Source organism: Jeotgalibacillus terrae, from assembly GCF_016908195.1.
In the GTDB taxonomy this organism is placed as follows: Bacteria; Bacillota; Bacilli; order Bacillales; family Jeotgalibacillaceae; genus Jeotgalibacillus; species Jeotgalibacillus terrae.
In genome coordinates this window covers 24352-49147 of sequence record NZ_JAFBDK010000021.1, presented here as the reverse complement: position 1 = coordinate 49147, position 24796 = coordinate 24352, and the positions used below count along the sequence as shown (strand labels likewise).

Genomic DNA, 24796 nt, shown 5'->3' with positions numbered 1-24796 from the left:
TTCCTCAATCATACACGAAACAATTCATCAGGTGGTACAGGGACATCTGATAAAAAATTGACGTTTACGCTGAATTTCCATATACTTTATTCATTAAAGCAGCTCCTTTTGCCAGGCTCTTTTCTGGAGGAGGAGCTTTTGTATGTAAATGACGAACGTCCCTTGCAAACTGTGACTATACTTACAGAAAGCAGAAACACACAGGAGGCACAATATGATTCAAAAGAATGTACCTTTGAAAGATTATACGTATACAAAAATCGGCGGAAATGCAGATTACCTTGCGATTCCTGAGTCAATTGAAGAATTGACGAAAGCCGTTACCTTTGCAAAAAAGAATAACCTGCCATGGATGGTGCTCGGTAACGGATCAAACGTATTGATCCAGGACGGCGGCATTGAAGGGCTTGTCATTTTAACCACGTCACTGACGAATATGACGATTGAGCATCAGCTGATTACAGTAGAAGCAGGTGCCCCAATCATCGACGTATCAAGAACCGCACATGACCACTCGCTCAGCGGACTCGAATTCGCATGCGGAATCCCGGGAAGCGTGGGCGGCGCAGTCTATATGAATGCCGGTGCGTACGGCGGCGAAATCAAAGACGTCTGTACACACGTCACCGTTCTCACACCTGAAGGCGAAGTGAAAAGACTGCCTGCTGAAGAAATGGCGTTTGATTACCGCACAAGTGCAATCCCGGATAAAAACTGGATCGTCCTTGAAGCAGAATTCGCCCTTGAAGAGGGTGAGCAGCACGTCATCAAGGCAAAAATGGATGAACTCACTTACCTGAGGGAGTCTAAGCAGCCGCTTGAATACCCATCATGCGGCAGTGTATTCAAAAGACCACCGGGCCACTTTGCCGGAAAACTGATTCAGGACTCAAACCTGCAGGGTGTTCAAATCGGGGGTGCCCAGGTGTCACTGAAGCATGCCGGATTTATCGTCAATAAAGGCGATGCAACAGCAAAAGATTACCTGAACCTTGTGCAGCACGTGCAAAAAACAGTTAAAGAGAAGTTTGGCGTTGATTTGGAGAAAGAAGTCCGTGTGATCGGGCGGGCTTAATGCGAAGACCGGAATTTATCCTTTTGGGGGCGGGTTCCGGTTTTTTGTTTGCGTAAGAGGTGAATCGGAGGGCTGTTAACGAGAATAGTTCATTATACCTGATTTCATGGAACGGCGCCGAAATCTTCTGAACAGCTGTGGTTATTTCATGAACCTCCTGCAATATGTCCGGAACATCCACCGTTATTTACGGTACACCAGTTGTAATCTCCTGAACCACCCACGCACAAACAAAAAGCAGCCCCCGTCAGGAGACTGCCCAAAAATTAATCTTCAAACTGATAAAGCGGAGTGCTCAGGTAACGTTCACCGTTACTTGGAATCACAGCCAGCACTTTTTTACCTTTACCCATCTTCTTCGCTACTTCAAGTGCTGCATAGATCGCTGCACCTGAAGAAATACCTCCGAGGATACCTTCTTCACGGGCTGCTCTTCTGGCTGTTTCAAATGACTGCTCATTTGTCACCTGGATGACTTCGTCGTAAATTTTTGTGTCCAGGATATCCGGTACAAAGCCTGCACCGATTCCCTGGATTTTATGAGGGCCGGGGTTCCCACCTGACAGGATTGGTGAGTCCGCAGGCTCTACTGCATAGATTTTTACATCTTTGTAGTGATCTTTAAGCACCTGACCTGCACCTGTAATCGTTCCACCGGTTCCAATACCAGATACAAATGCATCAAGCTGATCCATCTGTTCCACGATTTCTTTACCAGTTGTGCGGCGGTGGATTTCAGGATTTGCTTCATTTTTGAACTGCTGAGGCATAAAGTATCCTTTTTCCTCTGCCAGCTCTTCTGCTTTTTTGATCGCGCCTTTCATGCCGTCCGGTCCCGGCGTGAGTACTAGCTCTGCTCCGTAAGCGCGAAGCAGGTTTCTTCTTTCCATACTCATTGTCTCAGGCATCACAAGCACCGAGCGATAGCCTTTTGCAGCAGCAATCATGGCAAGACCGATACCCGTGTTCCCGCTTGTCGGTTCGATAATCGTGTCGCCTTCTTTCAGATTGCCATCGCGTTCTGCCGCTTCAATCATTGAAAGAGCAATACGATCTTTCACGCTGCTGCCAGGGTTCATATACTCAAGCTTCAGATAGACCTCTGCTGAGTTTTCATCTGTCAGGCGGTTCAGTTTAACGATTGGTGTCTGACCTACTAATTCAGAAATATTATTTGCAATGCGTACCATATTGTCTCACTCCTAATCCCTAGTAATGTGATCGGTTTAACATAATGCAAATGTAACAAGAGAACTGTTAAATTTCAACTATTTTGATTATTCCGCAGGGCCGTAGAACCAGTCGATTGAATATTCATCCCAGAAAGATTCTGCTGTCACGGGCGTTGTCATTTTTTCAAGCGCCAGCTGACGTTCAATTTTCCCGCGGACTTCTTCAAATTCAAATTTCACCCCTGGGACCGTTTCGTGAACATAAAGAATCGCGTATCCATCCTGCGTCTGAAAAACATCCGTATATTCACCCGGTGACACGCTGGCTGCAGCATTCAAAACAGTCGCATCGACTGACTCCGTGTTTTCAGGAATAAAACCCAGTTGCCCGCCCTGGCTTGCTGTAACAGGATCGATCGAGCGCTCTCTTGCTACTGCTTCAAATGAGGAACCGTTTTCAAGTTCTTCCATGGCTTTAGCAGCATCCTCAGCTGTCGGCAGCACAATCTGAGATAGTCTGTACATCTCAGGTACTGAATAGAGTTCTTCATTTTCATCGTAATATGTACGAAGATCTTCTTCGGAAATTTCTGCTTCAGTTGCAATCAGTTTTTCAAGTATCAGATCTGTTTTCAGCTCTTCCTTCAATACACTTTCATTTGGGAGAGATGCCTGATCATAGACATTGAGAACCGATCGCAGCATAGACAGCTCCTGATCAAGTTCTTCTTCTGACACAGCGACATCATATTTATCAGCTGACTGTTCCATAACTGACTGATTAATCAGCTGCTGGAGGATTTCTTTTCCATGGCGCACTTCAATTGCGTGCAGCCACTCCTGACGCGTGATTTCTTCATCACCGACCTGAGCCACCACCTCTGCCTCAGCATCAGGTGGTGCTCCGTCTTTTGTGATCCAGCCAATCAGGAAAATCAGATTCGTCACCATCAGAAAACCAATGATATATAAAAGCGGCTTAGCCTTAAGTCGTCTTTTACGAATCTCAGCCATATCCTAGTTTGCCTCTTGTGAAAAAGCTTCTAATTCTTCTTTCGTATACTCGTACTTTTCACGGCAGAAGTGACACTCCGCTTCTGCTTTACCGTCTTCTTCGATCATTGCCCGGATCTCTTCTTTCCCGAGACCGATGATGGCATTGCCGAAGCGCTCTTTTGAACAGTTACACTCAAAAGCAACCGGCATAGAATCAAGAATTCTTACATTTCCTTCACCCAGCACAGTGTTCAGCACCTGCTCTGGAGCCAGGCCTTCCTGGATCATTTTCGATACAGGCGGAATGGTGCCAAGGCGCTTCTCAATCTTTTCAATCGTTTCTTCATCAGCACCAGGCATCAGCTGAATGATAAAGCCGCCCGCTGCTAAAATTGTATTGTCCGGATTGACAAGGACGCCAACGCCAACAGATGAAGGCACCTGTTCTGAAGATGCGAAGTAGTAAGTGAAGTCTTCACCAATTTCACCTGAGACAATTGGTACCTGACCTGTGAAGTTATCACGCATACCAAGGTCCTTTACGATCGTCAGTGTTCCTTCAGTACCGACAACACCTTTAACATCAAGCTTCCCCTGTTCATTCAGTTCTTTGTGTGTCTGAGGATTTGTTACATATCCTCTTACTTCACCTTTTGCGTTACTGTCAACAAGGATCATGCCAAGCGGACCGTTTCCTTCCACTTTCACAGTGAGTTTATTATCACCTTTAAGCATTGCGCCCATCATGACACCTGCAGTCATTGCTCTGCCCAGTGCAGCAGAAGCAGTCGGCCACGTATAGTGACGGTCCTGCGCTTCCTGCACAGCAGCTGTCGTATTTACAGCATATGCACGCACCTGATCATTATAAGCAAGCGCGCGTACCATATAATCTTTCATGTTAAAAAATCTCCTTTCATTCAACGTTGCGTTTGTATATTAACTGAAGTCCTTTTAGTGTTAAAAACGGATCAACAATATCTATAATATCTGATTCCTTGGCAATAAGTGAAGCGAGACCGCCTGTGGCAATGACAGTCACGTGCTCACCGGCTTCTTTTTTCATACGTGAGACAATTCCTTCAACCTGGCCGACATAGCCATAGACAATACCTGCCTGCATCGCAGAAACTGTACTTTTCCCCACGACCATTTCAGGACGGGCAATCTCAATCCGCGGAAGCTTGGCTGCTTTTGCATACAGTGCTTCAGTTGAGATCCCAATCCCCGGTGCAATCACACCACCCATGTACTGACGGTTTTTATTAATATAGCAATAAGTTGTCGCCGTTCCAAAATCGACAATGATCAGTGAACCGCCATGCTCCTTTATACCGGCAACCGCATTAACAATTCTGTCTGCCCCGACTTCTTTCGGGTTGTCATACTTGATATTCAGACCTGTCTTCATCCCCGGACCGACAACAAGCGGCTTCAGGTGAAAGTATTTCTGACTCATTCTTTCAAGCGGAAACATCACAGGCGGTACAACAGAGGAAATAATAATCCCGTCGAAATCAGAAAATGTCAATCCGACATGCTCAAACAGATTTTTTACAAGCATGCCATATTCATCCTCTGTTTTATGACGGTTCGTCTCCACGCGCCAATGATAGCGGAGTTCCTCTCCATCGTACACACCTAAAACTGTGTTGGTATTTCCAACATCCAATACAAATAACATCTATATTCACCACGCCTTATTAGAGTACACACTGAAATTATTTTACCATAGTCTGAAATGGGTGAGGGCGCATTAACGGTAGAAGCCTGTCATAACAATTATCACCGGTAAACAGGTGAATGTGACCCGAAAGTCGTTGCTGGTGACCGGTAAATCAGTGAATCTGACCGGAAAACACTCAGTTCTGACCTGTAAAAGTCCGGCAAGACCTCCCCCACTATACCTCGCCAATGCGTCAAAAAATCCGCGGCCCCGTTTACGCGGAACCGCGGATCCTGCACCTTAGATCAGGTGATTATTCTTTATTTCGCTTATCTTCATCAGAAGGCGTGTCTTCTTTAGTTTCTTTCAAAAGATCCTCTGAAGATTTCTCTTCTGCGTTGATCTCTTCATCAGTCGTAACAGATGTTTCGTCTGATTCAAGTTCTTTTGACTCATCAGTAATATCTTTACGGTCATTATCTTCGTCATGACCGTAGTCACGCTCAGGCAGTTTTCCGTGATCCACAAGGTGTCTGATCTGTTCAGCATCAAGTGTTTCAATATCAAGAAGCGTTTCAGCTACAAGCTCAAGCTTTTCACGGTTCTCTGTAAGAATCGTCTTCGCACGTGCATAACACTCTTTAATAATACGCTGAATTTCTGTATCAATATCATAAGCGATCTGATCAGAATAGTTCTGCTCACTGTTAAAGTCACGGCCAAGGAATACCTGACCCTGTGCCTGACCGAACTGAAGCGGTCCAAGCTTATCACTCATACCAAATTCAGTTACCATGCGGCGGGCAATGCCTGTCGCACGCTGGAAGTCATTATGCGCACCGGTTGATACTTCTCCGAAGATAATATCCTCCGCCACACGACCACCAAGAAGGCCTGTGATTTTATCCAGTAATTCAGGTTTTGTCATGAAGTAACGATCCTCTTTCGGAAGCATAACGGCATAACCGCCAGCCTGGCCGCGAGGGACAATCGTTACTTTGTGAACCATATCAGCTTCATCGAGTACAACACCGATAATTGTATGACCTGCTTCATGGAAGGCAACGATTTTTCTCTCTTTTTTAGAGATAACGCGGCTCTTCTTCGCAGGACCGGCAATGACGCGGTCTGTTGCTTCATCGATATCACCCATATCAATTTTCTTCTTATCACGACGTGCTGCAACAAGGGCAGCTTCGTTCAGCAGGTTCTCAAGGTCTGCACCTGAGAAGCCCGGTGTACGCTGAGCAATCGCTTTAAGGTCAATGTTATCTGCGAGCGGTTTGTTTCTTGCATGGACTTTCAGGACAGCTTCACGGCCTGTTACATCAGGACGGTCTACTGTGATCTGACGGTCGAAACGGCCAGGACGCAGTAATGCAGGGTCCAGAATGTCAGGTCTGTTTGTTGCTGCGATCATGATGATTCCTTCGTTACCTGCGAAACCATCCATCTCAACAAGAAGCTGGTTCAATGTCTGCTCACGCTCATCGTGTCCGCCGCCAAGACCGGCGCCACGCTGACGTCCAACTGCATCAATTTCATCAATGAAGATGATACATGGTGCATTTTTCTTTGCATTTTCAAACAGGTCACGTACACGTGATGCCCCGACACCGACAAACATCTCAACGAAGTCTGAACCGGAAATCGAGAAGAATGGTACGCCTGCTTCACCTGCTGCCGCACGGGCAAGAAGTGTTTTACCGGTACCCGGAGGCCCGACAAGCAGAATCCCTTTAGGAATACGTGCACCAACATCAGTAAATTTACGGGGATCCTTCAGGAAGTCAACAACTTCGACAAGTTCCTGCTTCTCTTCGTCAGCTCCTGCAACGTCCTTAAAGCGGACTTTTTTCTTTTCTTCAGTATAAAGCTTCGCCTTACTCTTACCAAAGTTCATGACACGGCCACCGCCGCCTCCCTGAGCCTGGTTAAGCAGGAAGAAGAATAGAATGAAGATGATCACAAATGGAATAATCGTTGTCAGGAATGTTACCCAGCCGCTTGTCTCAGGGGCTTTCAGAACAGTTACCTCAGTATTATTCGCCTGTGCTACTTCATCAATTGTTTCAAGCGCTGAACTTTCAAATGGAATATTTGTAAGGAAATACTCAGCTTCTTCATAGCCTTCGAGCTGTCCGCGTACATTGTACACACTTCTGTCCGGCTGGATTTCAATCTCCGTTACTTCCCCACTGTCCAGTGCATTTAAAAATTCACCATATGTGAGTTCCTCATTTGGCTGGTTCCCATTGTTAAATAGGCCAATGATACCAATAATGACGAGGAAAATAATTAAATAAAATATCGTATTTCGAAATATACGGTTCATCCCTTACCTCCTCCCACGGTCAAGAAAACTAATACCAATACTATCACAGTAAAATAAAGAGTGACAACCAATAAGCCTGCTCACAGCATGCTTTGCCTCTGACTCTATTTTACTCGGAATCTGTATAAATTTCAGGCTTCAATACACCGATGTATGGGAGGTTACGATAACGTTCCGCATAGTCAAGTCCATATCCTACAACAAACTCATCCGGCACAATGAATCCAACGTAATCTGCTTTGATGTCAGCTTTACGTCCGCTTGGCTTATCAAGCAGTGTCACAATTTTGATTGATTTTGCTTTACGGTATTTGAACAGGTCGACAAGATAATTCAGTGTCAATCCGCTGTCGATGATATCTTCAAGGATCAGAATGTCACGGCCTTCCACTTTCGTGTTCAGGTCTTTGACAATCTTCACTTCACCTGAAGAAACAGTTGAGTTCCCGTAGCTTGAAACATCCATGAAATCCATCTCAAGATATACATCCATACGCTTGATCAAATCAGCCATAAAAGGCATAGCACCTTTTAGTACGCCGATTGCAAGCGGATATTTGTCCTGGTACTCAGCTGTCAGCTCAGTGCCAAGCTCCTTGATTTTTTCCTGAAGCTGTTCCTCGGTATACAATACTTTCTCGATGTCTTTATTTAACACGAACAATGTCCTCCTAGAAGATCTTAATAGTAAATTAACGTATATGCAGCAGGTTTTCCGGCAGACGGCGCTTTACGCAGTCCCGGAAGCCAAAGTACCTTTCCGTCAGCGTCCGTAATAACCGGGTGCTGATGTCGCAGATGCACAGGTACTTTCTTTTCTATAAAGACATCTTTTATCTTCTTAGACCCGTTGCCATGGGGCAGCTGTATCCTGTCACCCTCTCTGCGGCTTCTCACCGTCAGTGGCATAGATGATTCAGATACATAGATCAGGTCCAGATACGGCTTATCCGGCACGACCTCTCCATTCCGCACTTCAAGCTGATGTCCATCAGGCAGATCTGTCAGCTTAGCCTTATCGATTGTAAAAGTGTAAGGCTGAGCTTTTGTTTCGCGCTGAAAATGAAAATAACCGTCTTCATATGAGCGGGTTACAGTCAGTGATTCAGGCAAGTGAAGATCCCCGGACGGATGCGCTTGTTTCAGCAGATCGAGTATCGCGCGCGTATGCGCTGAAGATAATGATGTGGGTACTTTTGCATACAGATAATTTAATATTAGATGAATCATTCTTCTTTGTAAAGGAAGACCATAACTCCGAAATTTTTCTACAGAAAAGTGAATACGTTCGCGTGACTTTGAAAGACATACATCACCCAATGCTTTTTCAGCCTGGTACTCAAGATACCACTGATCTTCACTAAGCTCTTCAGAAAAGCGTCCAAACGCTTCATGAAGGAGCGGGTTCTCTTTTTTCAGCAGTGGAATCACATGGTTTCTCAGACGGTTTCTCGTATAAGCATCACGCTCATTCGTCGGATCTCTCCTTGGCTGCAGGTCATGCTGTTCACAATATTGTTCGATTTCACTTTTCGTCACAGCTAAAAAAGGCCGCACCAGCCTCCCAGCCGCAAACCTTCTGACAGGCTGGATACCGGCAGCTCCCCGCATAGAGGTGCCGCGCATCAGCCTGAATAAAATCGTCTCAACCTGGTCATCTGCGTGCTGACCTGTCATGAACACCTCTGCACCTGTCTCAGTCATTATTTTTTCAAAATAGTCATAGCGGACTTTTCGCGCGGCCTCCTGCACACCTTCTCCGGTCTGGTTCATTCTCTCCTTCACATTCGCTTTTAATAAGTAAAACGGAAGATCATGCTTTTGGCAGAATGCTTCAGTAAAGGCGGCATCTTCTGCCGAACCATCTCTTAACCCATGGTCAACGTGCACGGCTCCCACCTTCACATTCAGACCGCTATGCATGAAAAAATGAAGAAGCGCGAGTGAATCCGGTCCGCCCGAGACACCGATCAGCACATGGTCCTCCGGTAAGACCATCTGATGCTCCCTGCAATACTTCATCACTTTCAGTTGAAATTCATCCATACTGATACCCTTTCTGATCCTTTGTTTCTCATTAGTATACAGGAAGACAGAGAGGGTCATGCAAATCTTATCCTGTACTCCTTTTTAAAGGAATGGCTGCCCATTTCGGCTGCTGATGATCCACTTTTACAGCCACTACTGTCATATCATCATTGATGGACCCGCCTGCTGCCCGCACGGCGGCCTCCACAAGTAGATCAGCGGCTTCCTGGGGATCTGCTGTCACAAGCTCTGAGATCTGACGCCGCATCCACCTCTCCGAATTCTCTATGGAACGCAGGCCATCCATCAGCCCGTCACTCATCATAAACAGCATATCCCCAGCCTTTAACTGATACTCAAGCACGTCCATCTCCATTTCATGAAAGAAACCAAGCGGCAGATTGGCAGCCTCAATCATTTGAATCTGCCTGCCCCGCTTCACATAACTAGGAACAGCCCCCACCTTCAAAAACCTTGCCCCTGCATGCTGTAGATCAATCATCGCTAGATCAACAGTTGAATACATATCACCCGTTCTTTTAGCAGTCAAAATAGAATTAACTGATTTGATAGCCAGTTCTTCTTCTATCCCAGCTTTCAGCATTTCTTCTAAAAGCCCGATCGTCTCCTCACTTTCCTTCCTGGCTTTCTGCCCGTTACCCATCCCGTCACAGATCGCAGCGGCAAACTTACCTTCGTGAATGGGCACAGCGGTACAGCTGTCCCCTGATACAAGTCCTCCTGCGTAGGCGGCATGCGCAACACCTGACTGAACCAGGAAGGCTTTAGCGGACCGGAAAGTAGCGGCCGTACCGTAATACGGCGGCGGGAGGTCCCCTTTTTGATAGACCACAACAGTTTCATGCAAAATAGAAGACAGCATTGGCGCAATCAGCTTGTCACACTCACCGTGCTTTTCCTGAAACGGCAGTAATATATCCAGGTCCACCCTCCCCGTCTCCAGACAATGAATCGTCACCTGATCAGCCCGCACCCCATACTCCTGCAGTTCCTCTATAATTTTCTCTTCCTGCTCATCATTTTGCATCGTCTCACGCTGAAGCTCGCTTGCGAATTGATTCATGACATCCGCAAGCCCTGAAAGCTGTCTGGCGACAAACCGGTTTCCTTCCTGCATATGCTGCTGCATCAGCTGACTGACGGCTTTTTCCTGGTGGTATCGCTCAAACTCCTGCTTCATCACAACAGATTTCACGCAGTAAGAGGTCCAGTCAGATTCAGGTTCACCCCTGGTTGCAAGCGAGGTCATCCATTCATATGTACGGTCAAAATGCTCAGACCAGCAGAATTCTTTTCTGAAGCAATGATCACACGTCTGCTGCGTGACCTGTCCAATCAGCTGATCAGCCGCGCCTTCAAATTCTGCCGGCGGCTCTGTATCGGAAAAACTATCTGAGAGTTTTTTGAAAACAGCTGAGAAGTGCTCCACTTTTTCAGCTGTCGTGTCCCTCACATTTTTGGCATACTGCTGCTGTTCTTCTGCATATTCTTCAGAACCGGGAATGTGCCGAGCTAAAGCACGCACCCATACTGAAGGCGTCAGAAAAAGAAGCAGCGCAGCAACTGCAGATTCATATAATGAATATTCGAGTCGTAAAGGATTCTCCATCATCAATCCAGTCAGCAGCGTTGCGAGCATTAAACCAATTACCACGCCCACACGCCCGCCGCTTTTTAACAGACCCCCAAGAAGCCCTGCTACTGCTAACAGCGCCACTTCCGGAATAAATGCAAATGAAGCCAGGCAGAATAAAAGACCGATCACAACGCCTGATGTAGACCCGACAAGTGCCCCTGCTGAAAGTGCAGCAGCCAGCACAACATAGCGCGCAGCCACGTGACTGATGACCAGATCCCCCGCCATGAGCCCTGTCAGACCAAGCGCAATGCAGGCAGCCAGCACAGATAGCGCGACAAGTTCTTCATGGGAATAAGCGCTTCGCCTTCCCTTTGTTAATACGAGAAAACTCTGCAAAAAAATCAGCAGCAGGACACCAGTCATCGCCGCTTCTGCCAGAATATAAAATCCTGTCATCCAGTCAAGCGGCTGAAGCGCCCAGGTATAACACGTCCTGACCACCCCGGTGACAGCCGCTGCCAGACCGGCTGCTACAAATTGGTTGCCCGCATACTTCCTGAGTAAACCGAAGCTGACATAGTAAAGCAGCAGGATCGTAGCTGTGTAAAGACCGGGAAGCAGACCAAGTGCAGCAGCCCCCGCTGTCAAACCGGCAAATGTATAAGGAGACTTCTGGCGCTGCATGATCATAACTGCAGCAAAAAACGGCAGTGCAAATGGCATAAACTGAACCATCACTACTGCACGGCCAAGCATAAACCCTGCCAGCAGATGAAAGATTCCTTTGTCGTACAACCATTTCATCACATTCAGTTTCCTGCCTTCTTTTTTTCTTGATCTGTTAAGAGCGAGCGCGTTTGTGAGTTCAAAATTTGCTTCATGCACATTTGCCATCTTGCAGGTCCACTCCTTCATTTCTTATTGGGCCTATTATAAAAAGATCAGAACAAAAGAGTTTGTCAAAATAGCATAGCTGGCACACAAAAATGTTCGACGGATTCCTGCTAAATGTACGAGTATAAATTTGCGAAAAAAATATTGACACTTCATGACGCGCTATGTATTATATAACTTGTGCTTCAATTAATGGCGGCGTAGCTCAGCTGGCTAGAGCGTACGGTTCATACCCGTGAGGTCGGGGGTTCGATCCCCTCTGCCGCCACCATATGAGGCCCGTTGGTCAAGTGGTTAAGACACCGCCCTTTCACGGCGGTAACACGGGTTCGAATCCCGTACGGGTCATATAGAAAAGTGGAAGGCGCTCGTTTAGCTCCGACAGACTCAGGTCTGGGAGCTGGACGGGCGTTTTTTCTATGCAGTGGGCAACGGCCCTTAGAAAAAAGGTGATCGAATAAAGAGTCGACCTGATTGAATAATGAAATTGGTGGTAGAATTAATCTCTAAGATGATCGAATGAATCATGGCATATCGAATCGACCTGAGAGGTGAGAGAATAATCGCTAAAGCTGACGCTATTATTCCAAAAGGTCACTTAATTAACTCAAAAGCCCATAGAAATAAAACTTACCGGAGCACACTCAGCCATACAGACAAATTTCACTCACCTGTCGCACACTACGCCAGCCGGTAAAACCAAAAAACAGCACGGAGTCCATTCCCGTACTGTCTTCACCATCTAACTCAGCCGCTTATAATCATCTTCCATCTTAATCCCCTGACGTAAATCAAGTTCCAGACGAAGCTTTTCCGTTTCTAACATATAATTCTCGTGCTTCATCTTTTCAAGCTCAAGCTGTTTGTCGATGATTTCATGCTTTGACCGCGTCTGTTTGCGAAAATGTGTCGTCATAATCGCAGTCAGTGGAACCGAGAACACCATGACAATTGTTACCAGCCCAATAATATCCATAATCTGCACCTCTCCTTTGTCAGTTAATCTGTTTCATATGATGTTGATCATGCCACGCAAAATCTGTGATATACCCTTTTAAGCTCAATGACTCGTCCCCGATTGAAAACACAGCATCCAGCTTGTCCTTATCCATTGTACGAATCGTTTCCATTAAAAGTTCCCGTTCATTTCTGGCTTCATCAATAATGTCACTTTGACTCAGCCCGCTATCAGCCTTTTTCCATGCCTGCTCATTAAATTGCTGAAAGTCGGGATTATTCTCAAGCTTCACGCCTTCCCTGATGTTCGGAATTCTCTGATCAAGTGTGTAATGATCCCAGGCAGCCATATGCATCACAATCGCTGCAGGAGACCACTTTCCTTCTGAAACCGGCTGAAAAAATGCTGCACGATCCATTCCTCTTAATCCCTCAAGCCATGAGAAATACTGTTGATTATGTTCATCAAGCCATTCATCAATTGTCATATTGTTTACCTCCTCAGGTTATTCACTCCTATCCACTTCGACACAGGCATCTTTATTCCTCTATTTTACATCCGGACACACAAAAAAACCGGCATGCACACCTGCACACCGGTTGTATATCTATCGTATGATCACTGTAATTGATGCCTTTTTATAATGACTTTCGGCAGCTATTAACCTTTTTTCGCTCCGCGTCCACCGCGTTTTGATTCTGTGTGGCGCTTAAGAGAAGTCAGACGGTCTTCACTATCCTTTAGGAAACGAGCCATCTTTTGTTCGAAATTCTCTGCACGTGGCGGTGCACTCGAGTTTCCTCCACGGCCTCCACCGCGCTGATCGTTTCCACGATTTGGCCGAGGGCGGCTTTGACTTTGCTGTGGCTGATCTTTTGCTTTACGGATTGATAAGCCGATTTTGCCATCGCTCTCTACGTTCAGGACTTTTACTTCGACTTCGTCCCCAACTGTCAGATGGTCATTGATGTCCTTAACATAATTATCCGCAACTTCACTGATGTGTACCAGCCCTGTTGAACCGCCAGGCAATTCAACAAACGCCCCGAAATTAGTGATCCCAGTCACTTTACCCTTTACTTTGCTGCCTACTTCGATTGACATAAAAAAAATGATCCTCCTTAGAATAAATAAAAAATAGACCTTACTTCCCATTATAGCCAAACAGAAAAAAGAGTGTCAACATCGTGACACTCAATCTGCCATTTTTATTTTTTGTGTTGATGAAAATAACTTACTCCACACCGCATCATTCTGCCGGGTCACTCTGCTCTTTTCTAGCTGCAGGCTGGTCTTCCGGGATGGTGAAAATAATTTCTCCACTTTCAGAGAGAAAATAATCTCTTCTTGCAAGCTTGGCTATGTATTCATCATCATTAAGCTTAATAATTTCATTTCTTAAATGGTCTTCCTGTTTCCCAAGTTCGACAATTTTTTCTTCAAGTTGTGCTTTTTCGTTTTGTTTGTCCTCGAGTACACTGGCTTGCGTCACCATTGATGAGATCAGCACGCCACTTACTGTAGCCGCCATGATAAAAAAGGCAGTCAGGCGTCTGGCGAGTCTCTTTTTGTGGGACTGGCGGTTAGATTCGGTTCTTTCCCGCTCTGCTGTATACTGATTGTCAAGGGACGTCACGTTCCTGCGCGGCTTTTCCATATATAGCTGCTTACCTCCTTTGCGTCAATTAGTGATCATACCTGTTATTTATCCTATTATATAACAGATTAAGCCATATTTTTATCTTTTTCGCAAGAATTGACGCTTTTTTTTGAAGAAACAGTGAAATCGGGTGAAAAGGCCTACCTAATAGTGACAGCAAGCGCCACATAGCGCTTAATATCAGTACTACCAGCAGCCAGACCCATTTAAAAGGCAGCAGAAAAATCGTGATGGTTTTAATCGACAGCCACGCCAGCCAATTCAATACGCTGAGCGTGAAAGTCCTTGCCAGTTTCCAGAAAAGTGCAAAGCCAATCAAGAGCGCCACCATCATATACAAGCGCAGCTCGGCTCCATTTAACGCAAATAAAATCAAAAAAATGACCAGTGCTTGTCCAAGCCAGAAAATCAGGTCAGGGAAGAAGCGCCACATTCCCTTTTTTTCTTTTATGATAAAGCGTTCATGACATGTGACACAAAAACCGGTAAAAAAACCTGCAGCCATCATTGAAAGAAAGATGCGAAGCTGTTCTTCCACGATCATTTAAACAGTTTACCCAGCAGACCTTTTGAAGCTTCTTTACTGACGCTATCGAGATAAAGGACGTGGTCTACTTTCCCCTTTAATGACACCACCCCTTTATCAAGATCCAGATTCACAAGCTTCAGGCCGTTCCCCTTCACAGAAAGCTCACCTTCGACGGTCTCAATCAGAAACTCATCCTGATCGAAGCGCTCAAGCTGTTTCACACCAGTGACTGACATATCTTCTCTTCCCGTCATACGGACTTCGTGATGGCGTTTTTGCTCAACTGGCATGTCTTCACCCCGCATTGAATTAAAAACCTTAATTCATTTTATGCCGGTGAAGGTGATTTATTCGTTGACTCTTTCTTCTTTTTTAATCGTATACATCGTGCCCGCTTCTTCTTTCTTAGTCGTTTCCATCAGGCGGTCGACTGAGAGCGTGACAATACGCTGGCCAAAACGGATGACCAGTTCATCGCCTTCTTTAACTGTTGCACTTGCTTTAGCTGTATTGCCATTGATCTGAATCCGTCCCTGGTCTGCTACTTCCTTTGCAAGCGTTCTCCGCTTAATGAGACGTGAGACTTTTAAGAATTTATCCAAACGCATATGATCTGCTCCTTTATAATCCGTGTTGTTTTGCCTGCTTCCAGAATTCATCCAGCTCTCCAAGGCTGAATGCGCCAAAAGGCTTTCCTGATTCATTTACCCTGTCTTCGACAAATTGAAAACGGCTGATAAATTTCTGGTTTGCCATAACAAGGGCTTCTTCAGGAAAAATGCCATGGAATCTTGATACGTTAACAAGCGCAAACAGGACGTCTCCAAACTCCTGAAGGCTGGCTTCTTTATCACCATTGGCCACTTCCTCCTGGAACTCCTGCCACTCCTCTTCGAACTTATCCCAGGCGTCAGCATGATCGTCCCAGTCAAACCCTGCCTTCGCAGCTTTCTTCTGAATTTCATAAGCCTGGATCAGTGCCGGGAGTCCGGTTCCGGCTTTATCAAGTAATCTTGACGGTGCACCACCATTTTCTTCTTCTTTGATCTTTTGCCAGCGGTCATTCACATCATCTGCTGTTTCTGCTTTGACATCTGCAAATACGTGCGGGTGACGGCGGACCATTTTAGATGAGACGCTCTGAATGACATCTCTGATATCAAAATAGCCGTCATCTTCACCAATTTGCGCATGCAGCATGACCTGCAGCAGGACGTCGCCAAGCTCATCAATCATGTCGTCTATATCACCGCGGTCCACAGCTTCAAGAAATTCATATGTTTCCTCAATCAGATAGCGCTTCAGTGATTCATGTGTCTGCTCACGGTCCCATGGACAGCCTACAGGGCTTCGTAAAATCGAGATAATTTCTCTGAGCTTTGAAAATTCCCCGTAAAAGTCTTCTTCTTTTTGAAGTGGCGGTACATACACACTCGTCAGATTTGAAAGCGTCATGCCGTGATCTAGTTCATACAGCTTCACTGTGCGGATCTCCTCTGCCTTGGAACCGGCTGCTGTGATCACTTTTACGAGATGCTCATCGGGATATTTATTCATCAGTTCGAGCTTGACGTCTGAAGCTGTCATGCCGTCGTATACCTGTCCGATAATGACGTGTTGTTCAGGCTTAATGGATTCACTCTCGAGCGCAGTGCCGTCAAGCAGCTGAAAGCCGTCTACAGGATCGAAACCGGCTGCTGTAAAAAGCGGGTCCAGAAAGCTCTGCCCACCTTCAATGGTGACACTGATCTCTCCTTCTTTGTGAAGCGCGAGAAGATTTTGTACCGTCTGCTCCGCTACGAGCGGATGACCTGGCACAGCATATAAAACCGGCTCTTCTGCCGCTAACTGCACAAGCTTGTCAGTAATATCCTGATAGACCGCCTCAAACTGGTCATGCGCTTCATAGATCTCGTCAAATGACTCATATACGACTCCTTCAGCTGACAGCTCAGTCAGCACGGGATGTTCTGCAGTACGTACAAACAGCTTTTTGGCTGCTGTCAGCCTCTTATATATGCCAAGCGGAAGCTGATTAAGGTCTCCTGCACCAAGACCGATCACTGTAATCTGTTTCAAATTAATCTGCCCCTTTCTCTATCCTTCTGCCAAATAAACGGTCAATTTTCCCGCCAAGCGGAATCTGGCCAAGTTCGTCTTTTGTAAATAAGCCAGTGGACCAGCTGGTGATAAAAAATAAGTAAGCGCCGGCAACCGCTGATGTTACAGAAGCAAGCCCGGCCGACAGACGCGTTTCAGGTGTCCATATCAACAGTAAAACTGCCACACCTGCTGCCATTACGGCAAGTCCTGATGAAAGCCTGATATAAAAAGGCTTTCCCAGCCGCAAGCCGATTTTCTGATAAAACTTCACGATCAGCACAGCTGCAACTGCCGCTAATGATAAAACAGTCGCAACAGCTGCGCCGCCAGTTCCCATGTATGGAACCAGCACCATATTCAAGCCATACTTTAATAATAAACTGAACGCCGCCGTCCAGGCTGCTGTATGATAACTTCCCGCTCCCTGCAATACAGCGTTTACCGTCACAATCACTGATGTGAGTAAAACAGAGAGTGTAAGTATTGATAAGACAGCGGTGCCATCATTGTTTTGAAATAAAAATGTGTTCAGCGGACTCATAATGCTGATCAGTCCCACGCAGGCAGCTGCCCCAAAGACAAGTCCCATTTTCAGTGCCAGAGCTGCTTTACGCCTTACCTGATCATGCTTGCTTCTCTCATAATCAGCAGCAATCACAGGGACAATCGCCAGCGAAAGGGAAGTCGCCGCTACAACACCCATCTGGATGATCGGCTGACCTCTGTCATAGATCCCTTTTAAACTCTTCGCTTCTCCGGCATCCCCGGTGTATCCTGTCAGCAGGGAATAGACATTCAACGCATCAACAAGCTGATAAAGCACCAGCAGCATACTGACCATCGCAATCGCTGTCCCTCTGACCAACAGCACTTTCAGCAGTGATATATCTCCCTTTTGCAGCTTCAGAGGCTGTTTATCACCTGAGAATTGTCTGCGTGCAAAAAAGAGTAATACAACAATACCTGCTGTAACGCCGGCAATTGAACCGGCTACTGCACCTTCTCCGACTGTATAAAGTGAAGCCCCGCTGCCTGTCAGTACGAATGCAGCAGCAAGGATGACAATGACCCTCACCGTCTGCTCAACCGCCTGGGCAGCCGCTGACGGGATCATATTGCTTTGCGACTGAAACCACCCCTTACCTCCTGATAAAAGCGGCAGCAGCAGGAATGGCCATGCTGAAAGGGCAATAAGCGGCTTTAACTCGGGGTCTCCCATAAAATCTGCAATCAGACCCGCTCCTGTATAAAGGATAAGAAACAGCAAAAAGCCGATTCCGGTTAAAAACAGCGTCATCAGTTTTAATACTCTTTTACGTTCATGCTCCCGCTCAATTAAAATGCTTGAGATCATAACAGGGAAAGCATATGTACACAGCGCAATAAACAGCCCATAAAAAGGATAGACCTGCTGATAAATATAAAAACCCGTATCACCTGTAAGGTTTTGAAACGGCACCCTGTAGAGTGCACTTAATACTTTTGAAAATAGCGCAGCAAATGTCAAAATCGCTGCGCCTTTCATCATTGACTGAGAAGCATGCGACATTCAGCTGCCCTCTCTTTCACTTCGATCACGTTCACTGATTATTTATTATACCAAAGGGTGAAAAGAATGTCTTTTCAGGCCGCAGTATGCAGTTATATGTAAAAAAAACCATATCCGGCGTGCCGGATATGGTCATGTTTCCATCTGCCGCCCTAAAAAGCGGGCTGCTGTTTCACAAACTTTTAAGTCAACTTCAGTCAGCGCATGGTCTTTTGAGAATACAAGCACTGCGCCAATCGGGTCTCCCGATGCGATAATCGGGGAAGCAGCCAGTGAGGCGAGCTCCTCTTCGTTATGTTCAACAAGCTCCATTGAAAACGGCTCTTCTTTCATCATCGTTTTTCTCGCATCCATCATCTCTTCAGTGTGGGAACTGATCCTGCGATTCAGAAATTCTTTTTTAGATGCGCCTGCGACCGCGATAAAATGGTCTCTGTCACAGATCAGCACAGCATGGTGAAGACTGTCATACAGTGATTCAGCATACTCTTTTGCAAAGTTGCCAAGCTCGTGAATCGGTGAATATTTTTTCAGAATGATTTCCCCGTCTCTGTCCACAAAGATCTCAAGCGGATCTCCTTCACGGATCCTTAATGTTCTCCTGATTTCCTTTGGGATCACAACACGTCCCAGGTCATCAATCCGTCTCACAATACCAGTAGCTTTCATCGGACTCTCTCCTTCTTTTACAGCTGCTTTTAACGATAGTATCCGGCAAATCCTGAGATTTATACGATTTGTTAAAAGTTTTTGTAAAAACAGGTGTTCCTTAAGCGGATTCTTTGAGTGTTTCAGGCAGACGTGAGAGAACGCGGTGAATCATTGTAAACCACGCTTCAGGCTTCTGACCCTTAATTTTAAATGTAATCCGGAGCCTGTTGTTTTCAAAACCAAGCCCGACATTACGCTTGTATTCATTAGTGATATCGAAAGCTTTAGCACCATCTATTTTTTGTGTGCCATCTTCACTCAGCTCGATTTTAACTTCGTCTTTTGTCTGATTAATCGTCTCGAGCCCGACTTCATAACCGTACGCTTTAATTTCAGCGACCTGAAACAGGTTATGCACTTCATCAGGATAATCGCCGAAACGGTCGATCATTTCGTCTTTGAGTTCAAGTACTTCATCGATCGTTGTCAGACCGCGGAATTTCTTATACATCTCGATCTTCTGATGACCATCGGGAATATAACTTTCAGGAATATACGCATCCTGCTTAATATCAAGATCAATCTCCACTGCCTGCTGCTTTTCACGGCTCTCATCCTGCTGCTTTCCTGGAAGAAGATCTTTACGCTCTTCAATCGCATCCTTCAGCATCTGCGAGTACAGATCGAAACCGACAGAATCGATAAAGCCATGCTGCTGGGCACCAAGGAGATTTCCGGCTCCCCGGATACTCAAGTCACGCATTGCAATTTTAAATCCTGAACCGAGCTCTGTGAATTCTTTAATTGATTGAAGCCGCTGTTCAGCCACTTCAGTCAGCACTTTGTCTTTTCTGTAAGTGAAGTAAGCATATGCGACTCGGTTAGACCTGCCGACACGTCCCCGCAGCTGATAAAGCTGTGATAATCCCATTCTGTCTGCATCAAACACAATCAGCGTGTTGACATTCGGAATATCCACGCCTGTTTCAATAATGGTTGTTGTCACAAGTACATCATATTCCCCTTCAAGGAACTGAAAAATAACAGATTCAAGCTCAGTTTCAGTCATCTGGCCGTGAGCAACTGCCACACGCGCATCAGGTACAAGTGAAGCGATCTCATCTGCTTTTTTCGTAATATCCTCAACCCGGTTATAAAGGAAATAGACCTGTCCATTCCGCGCCATTTCCCGCTCAATTGCTTCTCTGATCAGCGCACCGTTATATTCCATCACATACGTCTGAACCGGGAATCGGTTTTCAGGCGGCGTTTCAATAACAGAAAGATCTCTTACGCCAAGCATCGACATATGCAGCGTACGCGGGATCGGTGTAGCAGTCAGTGTCAGTACATCAATATTCGTTTTCAGCTGCTTGATTTTTTCTTTATGCGTTACCCCAAAGCGCTGTTCTTCATCAATGATTAACAGGCCAATATCACGGTACTTGATCTGCTTGGACAGCAGACGGTGCGTACCGACGACAATATCGACAGATCCTGAAGCGAGCCCTTTCATGGTCTCTTCCTGCTGCTTTTTCGTTCTGAACCGGCTCATCAGTCCGACATTCACCGGGAAGTCCTGCATCCGCTCAATCATCGTTTCATAATGCTGCTGTGCTAAAATCGTTGTCGGTACAAGAATGGCAACCTGCTTGCCATCCATCACAGCTTTAAAAGCAGCACGGATCGCGACTTCAGTTTTGCCGTATCCAACATCACCGCACAAAAGCCGGTCCATCGGGCGGTCACGCTGCATGTCTTTTTTAATTTCTTCAATTGAACGCAGCTGATCTTCCGTTTCTGAATAAGGGAAAGCTGCTTCAAAGTCCCGCTGTTCAGAAGTGTCTTCTGTAAACGCATACCCTTTTGCCGTCTCCCGCTCAGAATAAAGCTTAATCAGATCATCAGCGATATCAGCAACTGTTGACTGAACCTTGGACTTCACACGCTTCCATTCAGTTCCGCCAAGCTTATAAAGCTTCGGTTCTTTGCCTTCAGAGCCGACATACTTCTGCACCAGATCAATCTGGTCCACCGGCACATACAGCTGATCATTACCTTTATAGTGAATATTTAAATAGTCTTTATGAAGACCATTGATCTCAAGCGTTTCAATGCCGAGGTATTTTCCGATTCCGTGATTGACGTGAACGACAAAATCCCCGACTTTCAGTTCAGAATAACTTTTAATCCGCTCAGCATTCGAGAGCTTCTGACGGCGTTTTTTCTTTCTGGTCTTCTGACGGAAGAGCTCTTCTTCTGTCATCACCGCAAGCTTATTCATCGGCAGCTCAAAGCCTGACTGAAGAGAACCGCTCACAATCTGCACGGCATTCGGGATCAGCGGATCGCCTTCTTTGACAATCACAGCATCGATGTCGTAGTCAGCGAGCACCCGTTCGAACTTGTCAATCCGCTGTCCGTCCGGCGCAAGCATCACAACTGTGAATCTGCCTTTCTTCCATCTATCAATCTCTGCCTTTAGCAGATGCATCTGACCGTGGAAGCTCTGCATCGGCTTACACGAGAATGAATGAACCTTCTTCGGATTCATATGTGCAATCTTTCTTGTGAACAGTGAAAAATAAACCTTCTGACGCTTCTCAGCCATCAACTCTGAAAGCTTATGCGATACATGTATATCATGCAGCATCTTTCCTTCTTCAAGAAGCGATACCGTCCAGTCTGCTTCTTCATTTTCAAGCGTCTCATCCATTTCAAATATCCGGCTGATCTCATCAAACATCACAATGCCGTCTTCAGGCAGATAATCAATGAGACTCGCAGCTTTTGAATAAGCGAGAGACTGATATTTAAATAGCTGATCAGGTTTACGACCGTTTTCAAGCAGGTGAATATCGTATTCAGTCTGCTCTGCCATCGTTTCTTTCACAGCTTTGCTTTTTACTCTTTTCAGGCTGTCCTTAAGCCGCTTCCTCAGCTCGGCGGCAATCTTTTCAAGCATCGGTGCTTCCATGATCATTTCGCCCGCCGGTCCGATCGCGACTTCCTGAAGTGTTTCAATTGAACGCTGATCCTCCGCTGAGAATGTACGGATTGAATCAACCTCCGTATCAAACAGTTCAACTCTGACTGGATCAGATGTCAGCGGATAAATATCGAGAATCCCTCCGCGCATGCTGAATTCGCCCGGACTGCTTACCATATCCGCGCGCTGATAACCCATTTTTATTAAAGCAGACAATGTCTGGTCCACATCAATATCATGTCCAATTGATAAGGTGAATTGATGATTCACCCACTGATCTTTAGGCGGTACAATTTTTCTGAGGCCTGCCATCGGTACGATATAGACGCCCCGTCCACTGACAGCCAGATGATTCATCGCCTCAAGCCGCTGCGCCAGAAGCTCAGGGCTTGCGATACTCATCTCTGCTGCGATCAGTTCATTGGCTGGATACATATAAAGTGACTCTTCAGCCACAGACTGCGCAAGGTCATCGTACAGCTTTTGCGCGCTCAGCAAATTAGGCGTCACAATCATCAGCGGACGCTTGTGCTGTTCATAGACAGCTGCCATAAATGTGCTTCTTGCAGATCCTGAAAGCCCGGATAACAGCTGCTCCCCGCGCTCAAGATCCAAATCTTCTATAACAGACCTGATTTGCTGGTCCTCTATTAAACCGTTTACTAACGTTTTCAAGTTGTTCTCCTCCCGGATGTAAACAGAAAAATGCCTTGGATACTGATCCAAAGCTTTTACTGTATAAATTGATCCAGTTCATGAAAATCCGGATTCCTCTCAAGGGATTCCTGGCAATCCTCACAGATTGTCTGGATGTGAACATGTCCTTCTGTATAGGATATCATGTTTCGACGCTCCTCTGCTGAAAGGGTGTGCAGCCCAAGCCGCTCTGCATCCATCAGCGGCGAATCAATTGTACCGATTTCACTTCTGCAGTGCCGGCAATGATAATGAACAGCCAAATGTGTCATCTCCCTTCACGTCCTGCCTGATAATCTAGTATAAGCAGGAAGTGTGCGGGTTATTCACTTAAGCCCCATTAAATTCATTCATGACTTCCAAAAACGGTTTTTCTAAAAAGCGTTCGCATGCAACAGCGCTTTTCGCTATCACCTGCTCCATCTCTGTCCATTCCTCTTTAGAAAAACGGCTCAGCACATAGTCAGGCACTTTCATACCGTGCGGCGGGCGGTCAATCCCAATGCGGATTCGATTGAACTCCTGCGTACCAAGATGGGCAATCGTACTTTTAATGCCGTTATGTCCACCGGCGCTGCCCTTTTGACGCAGGCGCATTTTACCCATTGGAAGATCAAGATCATCATAAATGACGACAATATCTTCAATTTCGATCTGAAAGTAGTCCATCAGCGGCCGGATGCTTTCACCTGACAAATTCATAAAGGTGAGCGGCTTTAACAGGATGACTTTTTCTCCGTTCACGACTGCTTTACTGAAGATGCCTTTAAATTTTGTTTGCATTAAAGGAGCATTCCATCGTTCTGCGAGTTCATCAATGACTTCGAAGCCGATATTGTGTTTTGTTTTATCATAAGGTTTCCCGGGGTTCCCGAGACCAATCATTAGTTTCATTATTTACACCTCTGTATACGTTCAAACATTTTTTTGCGCTGTTAAAGTCGGGCTGTTGATTTCTGCTGCAGGGAGTCGCCACCTGCACCTCCAATCAACAGCCTTGCTAAAACGATCTATCACATTAATCTACATACTATTTTAAACGATAAGAAGCGCAACCTCCATAAGAAAGGTTGCGCTTATCTTTGCTCTGTTGAAATTGGCTGTTGTTATCCAGACAACAACGACTGACCTCAACGGAATTTTATGCTTTTTCTTCAGCTGTTTCAGCGTCGCCTTCTGTTTCTTCTGTGCTTTCAGCATCATCAGAACCAGCTTCACCTGCACCAACTTCTTCTTCAAGTTCTTCGATTTCCTCTTCTGTGCGAGGGGCAAGAACTGAAACAATTGTTTCGTCATCTTCATGGTTGATCGTTACGTCATATTTGCTGCGCAGATCTTCCACACTGAATGATTCACCAATATTCAGGTCCGTTACATCCACTTCGAATGATTCCGGAATGTCGTTCGGTTTTGCAGAGATTGAAAGCTCATGAAGAACTGTCTGTACAACGCCGCCTTCTCTCGCTCCTTCTGCTTCACCAACAACATGTACTGTTACGTCTACAGTTAATTCCTCAGACATATTGACTGCAAGGAAGTCTGCGTGAATAATTTCGTCTTTAAGGAAGTCGCTCTGGTAATCACTTAATACAACCTTTTGCTTGTTACCCTCGATATCAAGTTCAATGATACCGTTACGGCCTACTTCACGGATTGTTTTTACAAGATCAATTTCATCTACTGAGATTGATGTATTTTCAACTTTATAACCATATACAACAGCAGGAAGTTTACCTGCGCTGCGAAGTGCTGTTAAATCTGAATGTTTGAATCCTTCTCTTTTCGTTGCTTTTAGTACTGAACTCATGTCTAATCACCTTCCAAAGTTAATTTCAATTTTTAATTTTTTAGCTGTCCATACACTACATTACCCTGCATCCGAACAATTAAACCCT

Annotated in this window: 22 protein-coding genes, 2 tRNA genes and 1 pseudogene; 3 read left to right on the top strand and 22 right to left on the bottom strand. The window is 45.8% G+C overall.

Going from position 1 to position 24796, the window contains the following annotated elements; all coding sequences use genetic code 11:
- Positions 1–175 precede the first annotated feature (175 nt).
- A pseudogene (gene murB / locus JOD21_RS16495) lies at positions 176–1075 on the top strand (UDP-N-acetylmuramate dehydrogenase); the annotation flags it as partial.
- Positions 1076–1341: 266 nt separating this feature from the next.
- On the opposite strand, the gene cysK reads toward murB, so the two are convergent.
- From cysK to spoIIE, 8 genes are all read right to left on the bottom strand, one after another.
- Positions 1342–2265: a cysteine synthase A gene (gene cysK / locus JOD21_RS16490; RefSeq protein WP_204730662.1), complete on the bottom strand. Its 924-nt coding sequence runs from the start codon at positions 2263–2265 to the stop codon at positions 1342–1344.
- Between the two features lie 87 nt (positions 2266–2352).
- Positions 2353–3261, bottom strand: a complete 909-nt coding sequence (locus JOD21_RS16485) for a peptidyl-prolyl cis-trans isomerase (RefSeq protein ID WP_204730661.1) — start codon at positions 3259–3261, stop codon at positions 2353–2355.
- A gap of 3 nt (positions 3262–3264) precedes the next feature.
- A complete protein-coding gene (gene hslO, locus JOD21_RS16480) occupies positions 3265–4143 on the bottom strand; it encodes an Hsp33 family molecular chaperone HslO (protein ID WP_204730660.1) in 879 nt (292 codons plus the stop codon).
- Positions 4144–4159: 16 nt separating this feature from the next.
- A complete protein-coding gene (locus tag JOD21_RS16475; RefSeq protein ID WP_204730659.1) occupies positions 4160–4927 on the bottom strand; it encodes a type III pantothenate kinase in 768 nt (255 codons plus the stop codon).
- 295 nt (positions 4928–5222) lie between these two features.
- Positions 5223–7244, bottom strand: a complete 2022-nt coding sequence (ftsH, locus tag JOD21_RS16470; protein ID WP_204730658.1) for an ATP-dependent zinc metalloprotease FtsH — start codon at positions 7242–7244, stop codon at positions 5223–5225.
- A gap of 109 nt (positions 7245–7353) precedes the next feature.
- Positions 7354–7902: a hypoxanthine phosphoribosyltransferase gene (hpt, locus tag JOD21_RS16465; protein ID WP_041120790.1), complete on the bottom strand. Its 549-nt coding sequence runs from the start codon at positions 7900–7902 to the stop codon at positions 7354–7356.
- Positions 7903–7925: 23 nt separating this feature from the next.
- Positions 7926–9290, bottom strand: a complete 1365-nt coding sequence (gene tilS, locus JOD21_RS16460) for a tRNA lysidine(34) synthetase TilS (RefSeq protein WP_204730657.1) — start codon at positions 9288–9290, stop codon at positions 7926–7928.
- Positions 9291–9357: 67 nt separating this feature from the next.
- Positions 9358–11766: a stage II sporulation protein E gene (gene spoIIE, locus JOD21_RS16455; RefSeq protein ID WP_204730656.1), complete on the bottom strand. Its 2409-nt coding sequence runs from the start codon at positions 11764–11766 to the stop codon at positions 9358–9360.
- 194 nt (positions 11767–11960) lie between these two features.
- Between spoIIE and JOD21_RS16450 the strand changes: the two genes are divergently transcribed.
- Positions 11961–12037, top strand: a tRNA-Met gene (locus JOD21_RS16450).
- A 5-nt stretch (positions 12038–12042) separates the two neighbouring features.
- Positions 12043–12114: transfer RNA gene (locus tag JOD21_RS16445), tRNA-Glu, on the top strand.
- A 394-nt stretch (positions 12115–12508) separates the two neighbouring features.
- Here JOD21_RS16445 and JOD21_RS16440 read toward each other — a convergent pair.
- The 14 genes from JOD21_RS16440 to JOD21_RS16375 all read right to left on the bottom strand — a co-directional run bounded on the left by JOD21_RS16440 (position 12509) and on the right by JOD21_RS16375 (position 24708).
- Positions 12509–12742, bottom strand: a complete 234-nt coding sequence (locus JOD21_RS16440) for a hypothetical protein (RefSeq protein ID WP_239581653.1) — start codon at positions 12740–12742, stop codon at positions 12509–12511.
- A gap of 19 nt (positions 12743–12761) precedes the next feature.
- Positions 12762–13211 (bottom strand): DinB family protein, encoded by a 450-nt coding sequence (locus JOD21_RS16435; protein WP_204730655.1) that lies wholly within the window; start codon positions 13209–13211, stop codon positions 12762–12764.
- 173 nt (positions 13212–13384) lie between these two features.
- Positions 13385–13828, bottom strand: a complete 444-nt coding sequence (locus JOD21_RS16430) for a S1 domain-containing RNA-binding protein (protein WP_041120788.1) — start codon at positions 13826–13828, stop codon at positions 13385–13387.
- A gap of 145 nt (positions 13829–13973) precedes the next feature.
- Entirely contained in the window at positions 13974–14381 is a 408-nt protein-coding gene (locus JOD21_RS16425; RefSeq protein ID WP_204730654.1) for an FtsB family cell division protein, read from the bottom strand.
- 28 nt (positions 14382–14409) lie between these two features.
- Positions 14410–14928 carry a spore cortex biosynthesis protein YabQ gene (yabQ, locus tag JOD21_RS16420; RefSeq protein WP_204730653.1) on the bottom strand — a complete coding sequence of 173 codons (519 nt, stop codon included), beginning with the start codon at positions 14926–14928 and terminating at the stop codon, positions 14410–14412.
- The gene (gene yabP / locus JOD21_RS16415; protein ID WP_239581652.1) at positions 14925–15203 is read right to left on the bottom strand and encodes a sporulation protein YabP; all 279 of its coding nucleotides are present in this window, start codon (positions 15201–15203) and stop codon (positions 14925–14927) included. Before yabP ends, yabQ begins: the two co-directional genes overlap by 4 nt.
- A gap of 57 nt (positions 15204–15260) precedes the next feature.
- Positions 15261–15521: an RNA-binding S4 domain-containing protein gene (locus JOD21_RS16410; RefSeq protein WP_041120784.1), complete on the bottom strand. Its 261-nt coding sequence runs from the start codon at positions 15519–15521 to the stop codon at positions 15261–15263.
- Positions 15522–15534: 13 nt separating this feature from the next.
- The gene (gene yabN, locus JOD21_RS16405) at positions 15535–16992 is read right to left on the bottom strand and encodes a bifunctional methyltransferase/pyrophosphohydrolase YabN (protein WP_204730651.1); all 1458 of its coding nucleotides are present in this window, start codon (positions 16990–16992) and stop codon (positions 15535–15537) included.
- A gap of 1 nt (position 16993) precedes the next feature.
- A complete protein-coding gene (locus JOD21_RS16400; protein WP_204730650.1) occupies positions 16994–18565 on the bottom strand; it encodes a putative polysaccharide biosynthesis protein in 1572 nt (523 codons plus the stop codon).
- A gap of 132 nt (positions 18566–18697) precedes the next feature.
- Positions 18698–19234, bottom strand: a complete 537-nt coding sequence (gene spoVT, locus JOD21_RS16395) for a stage V sporulation protein T (protein ID WP_204730649.1) — start codon at positions 19232–19234, stop codon at positions 18698–18700.
- 100 nt (positions 19235–19334) lie between these two features.
- Positions 19335–22880, bottom strand: coding sequence for a transcription-repair coupling factor (gene mfd / locus JOD21_RS16390; RefSeq protein WP_204730648.1), 3546 nt, complete (start codon positions 22878–22880; stop codon positions 19335–19337).
- 56 nt (positions 22881–22936) lie between these two features.
- A complete protein-coding gene (locus JOD21_RS16385; RefSeq protein ID WP_041120779.1) occupies positions 22937–23164 on the bottom strand; it encodes an anti-sigma-F factor Fin in 228 nt (75 codons plus the stop codon).
- 67 nt (positions 23165–23231) lie between these two features.
- Complete coding sequence (gene pth, locus JOD21_RS16380; RefSeq protein ID WP_204730647.1) at positions 23232–23795, bottom strand: aminoacyl-tRNA hydrolase; 564 nt, start codon at positions 23793–23795, stop codon at positions 23232–23234.
- A gap of 247 nt (positions 23796–24042) precedes the next feature.
- The gene (locus JOD21_RS16375) at positions 24043–24708 is read right to left on the bottom strand and encodes a 50S ribosomal protein L25/general stress protein Ctc (RefSeq protein ID WP_204730646.1); all 666 of its coding nucleotides are present in this window, start codon (positions 24706–24708) and stop codon (positions 24043–24045) included.
- Positions 24709–24796 lie beyond the last annotated feature (88 nt).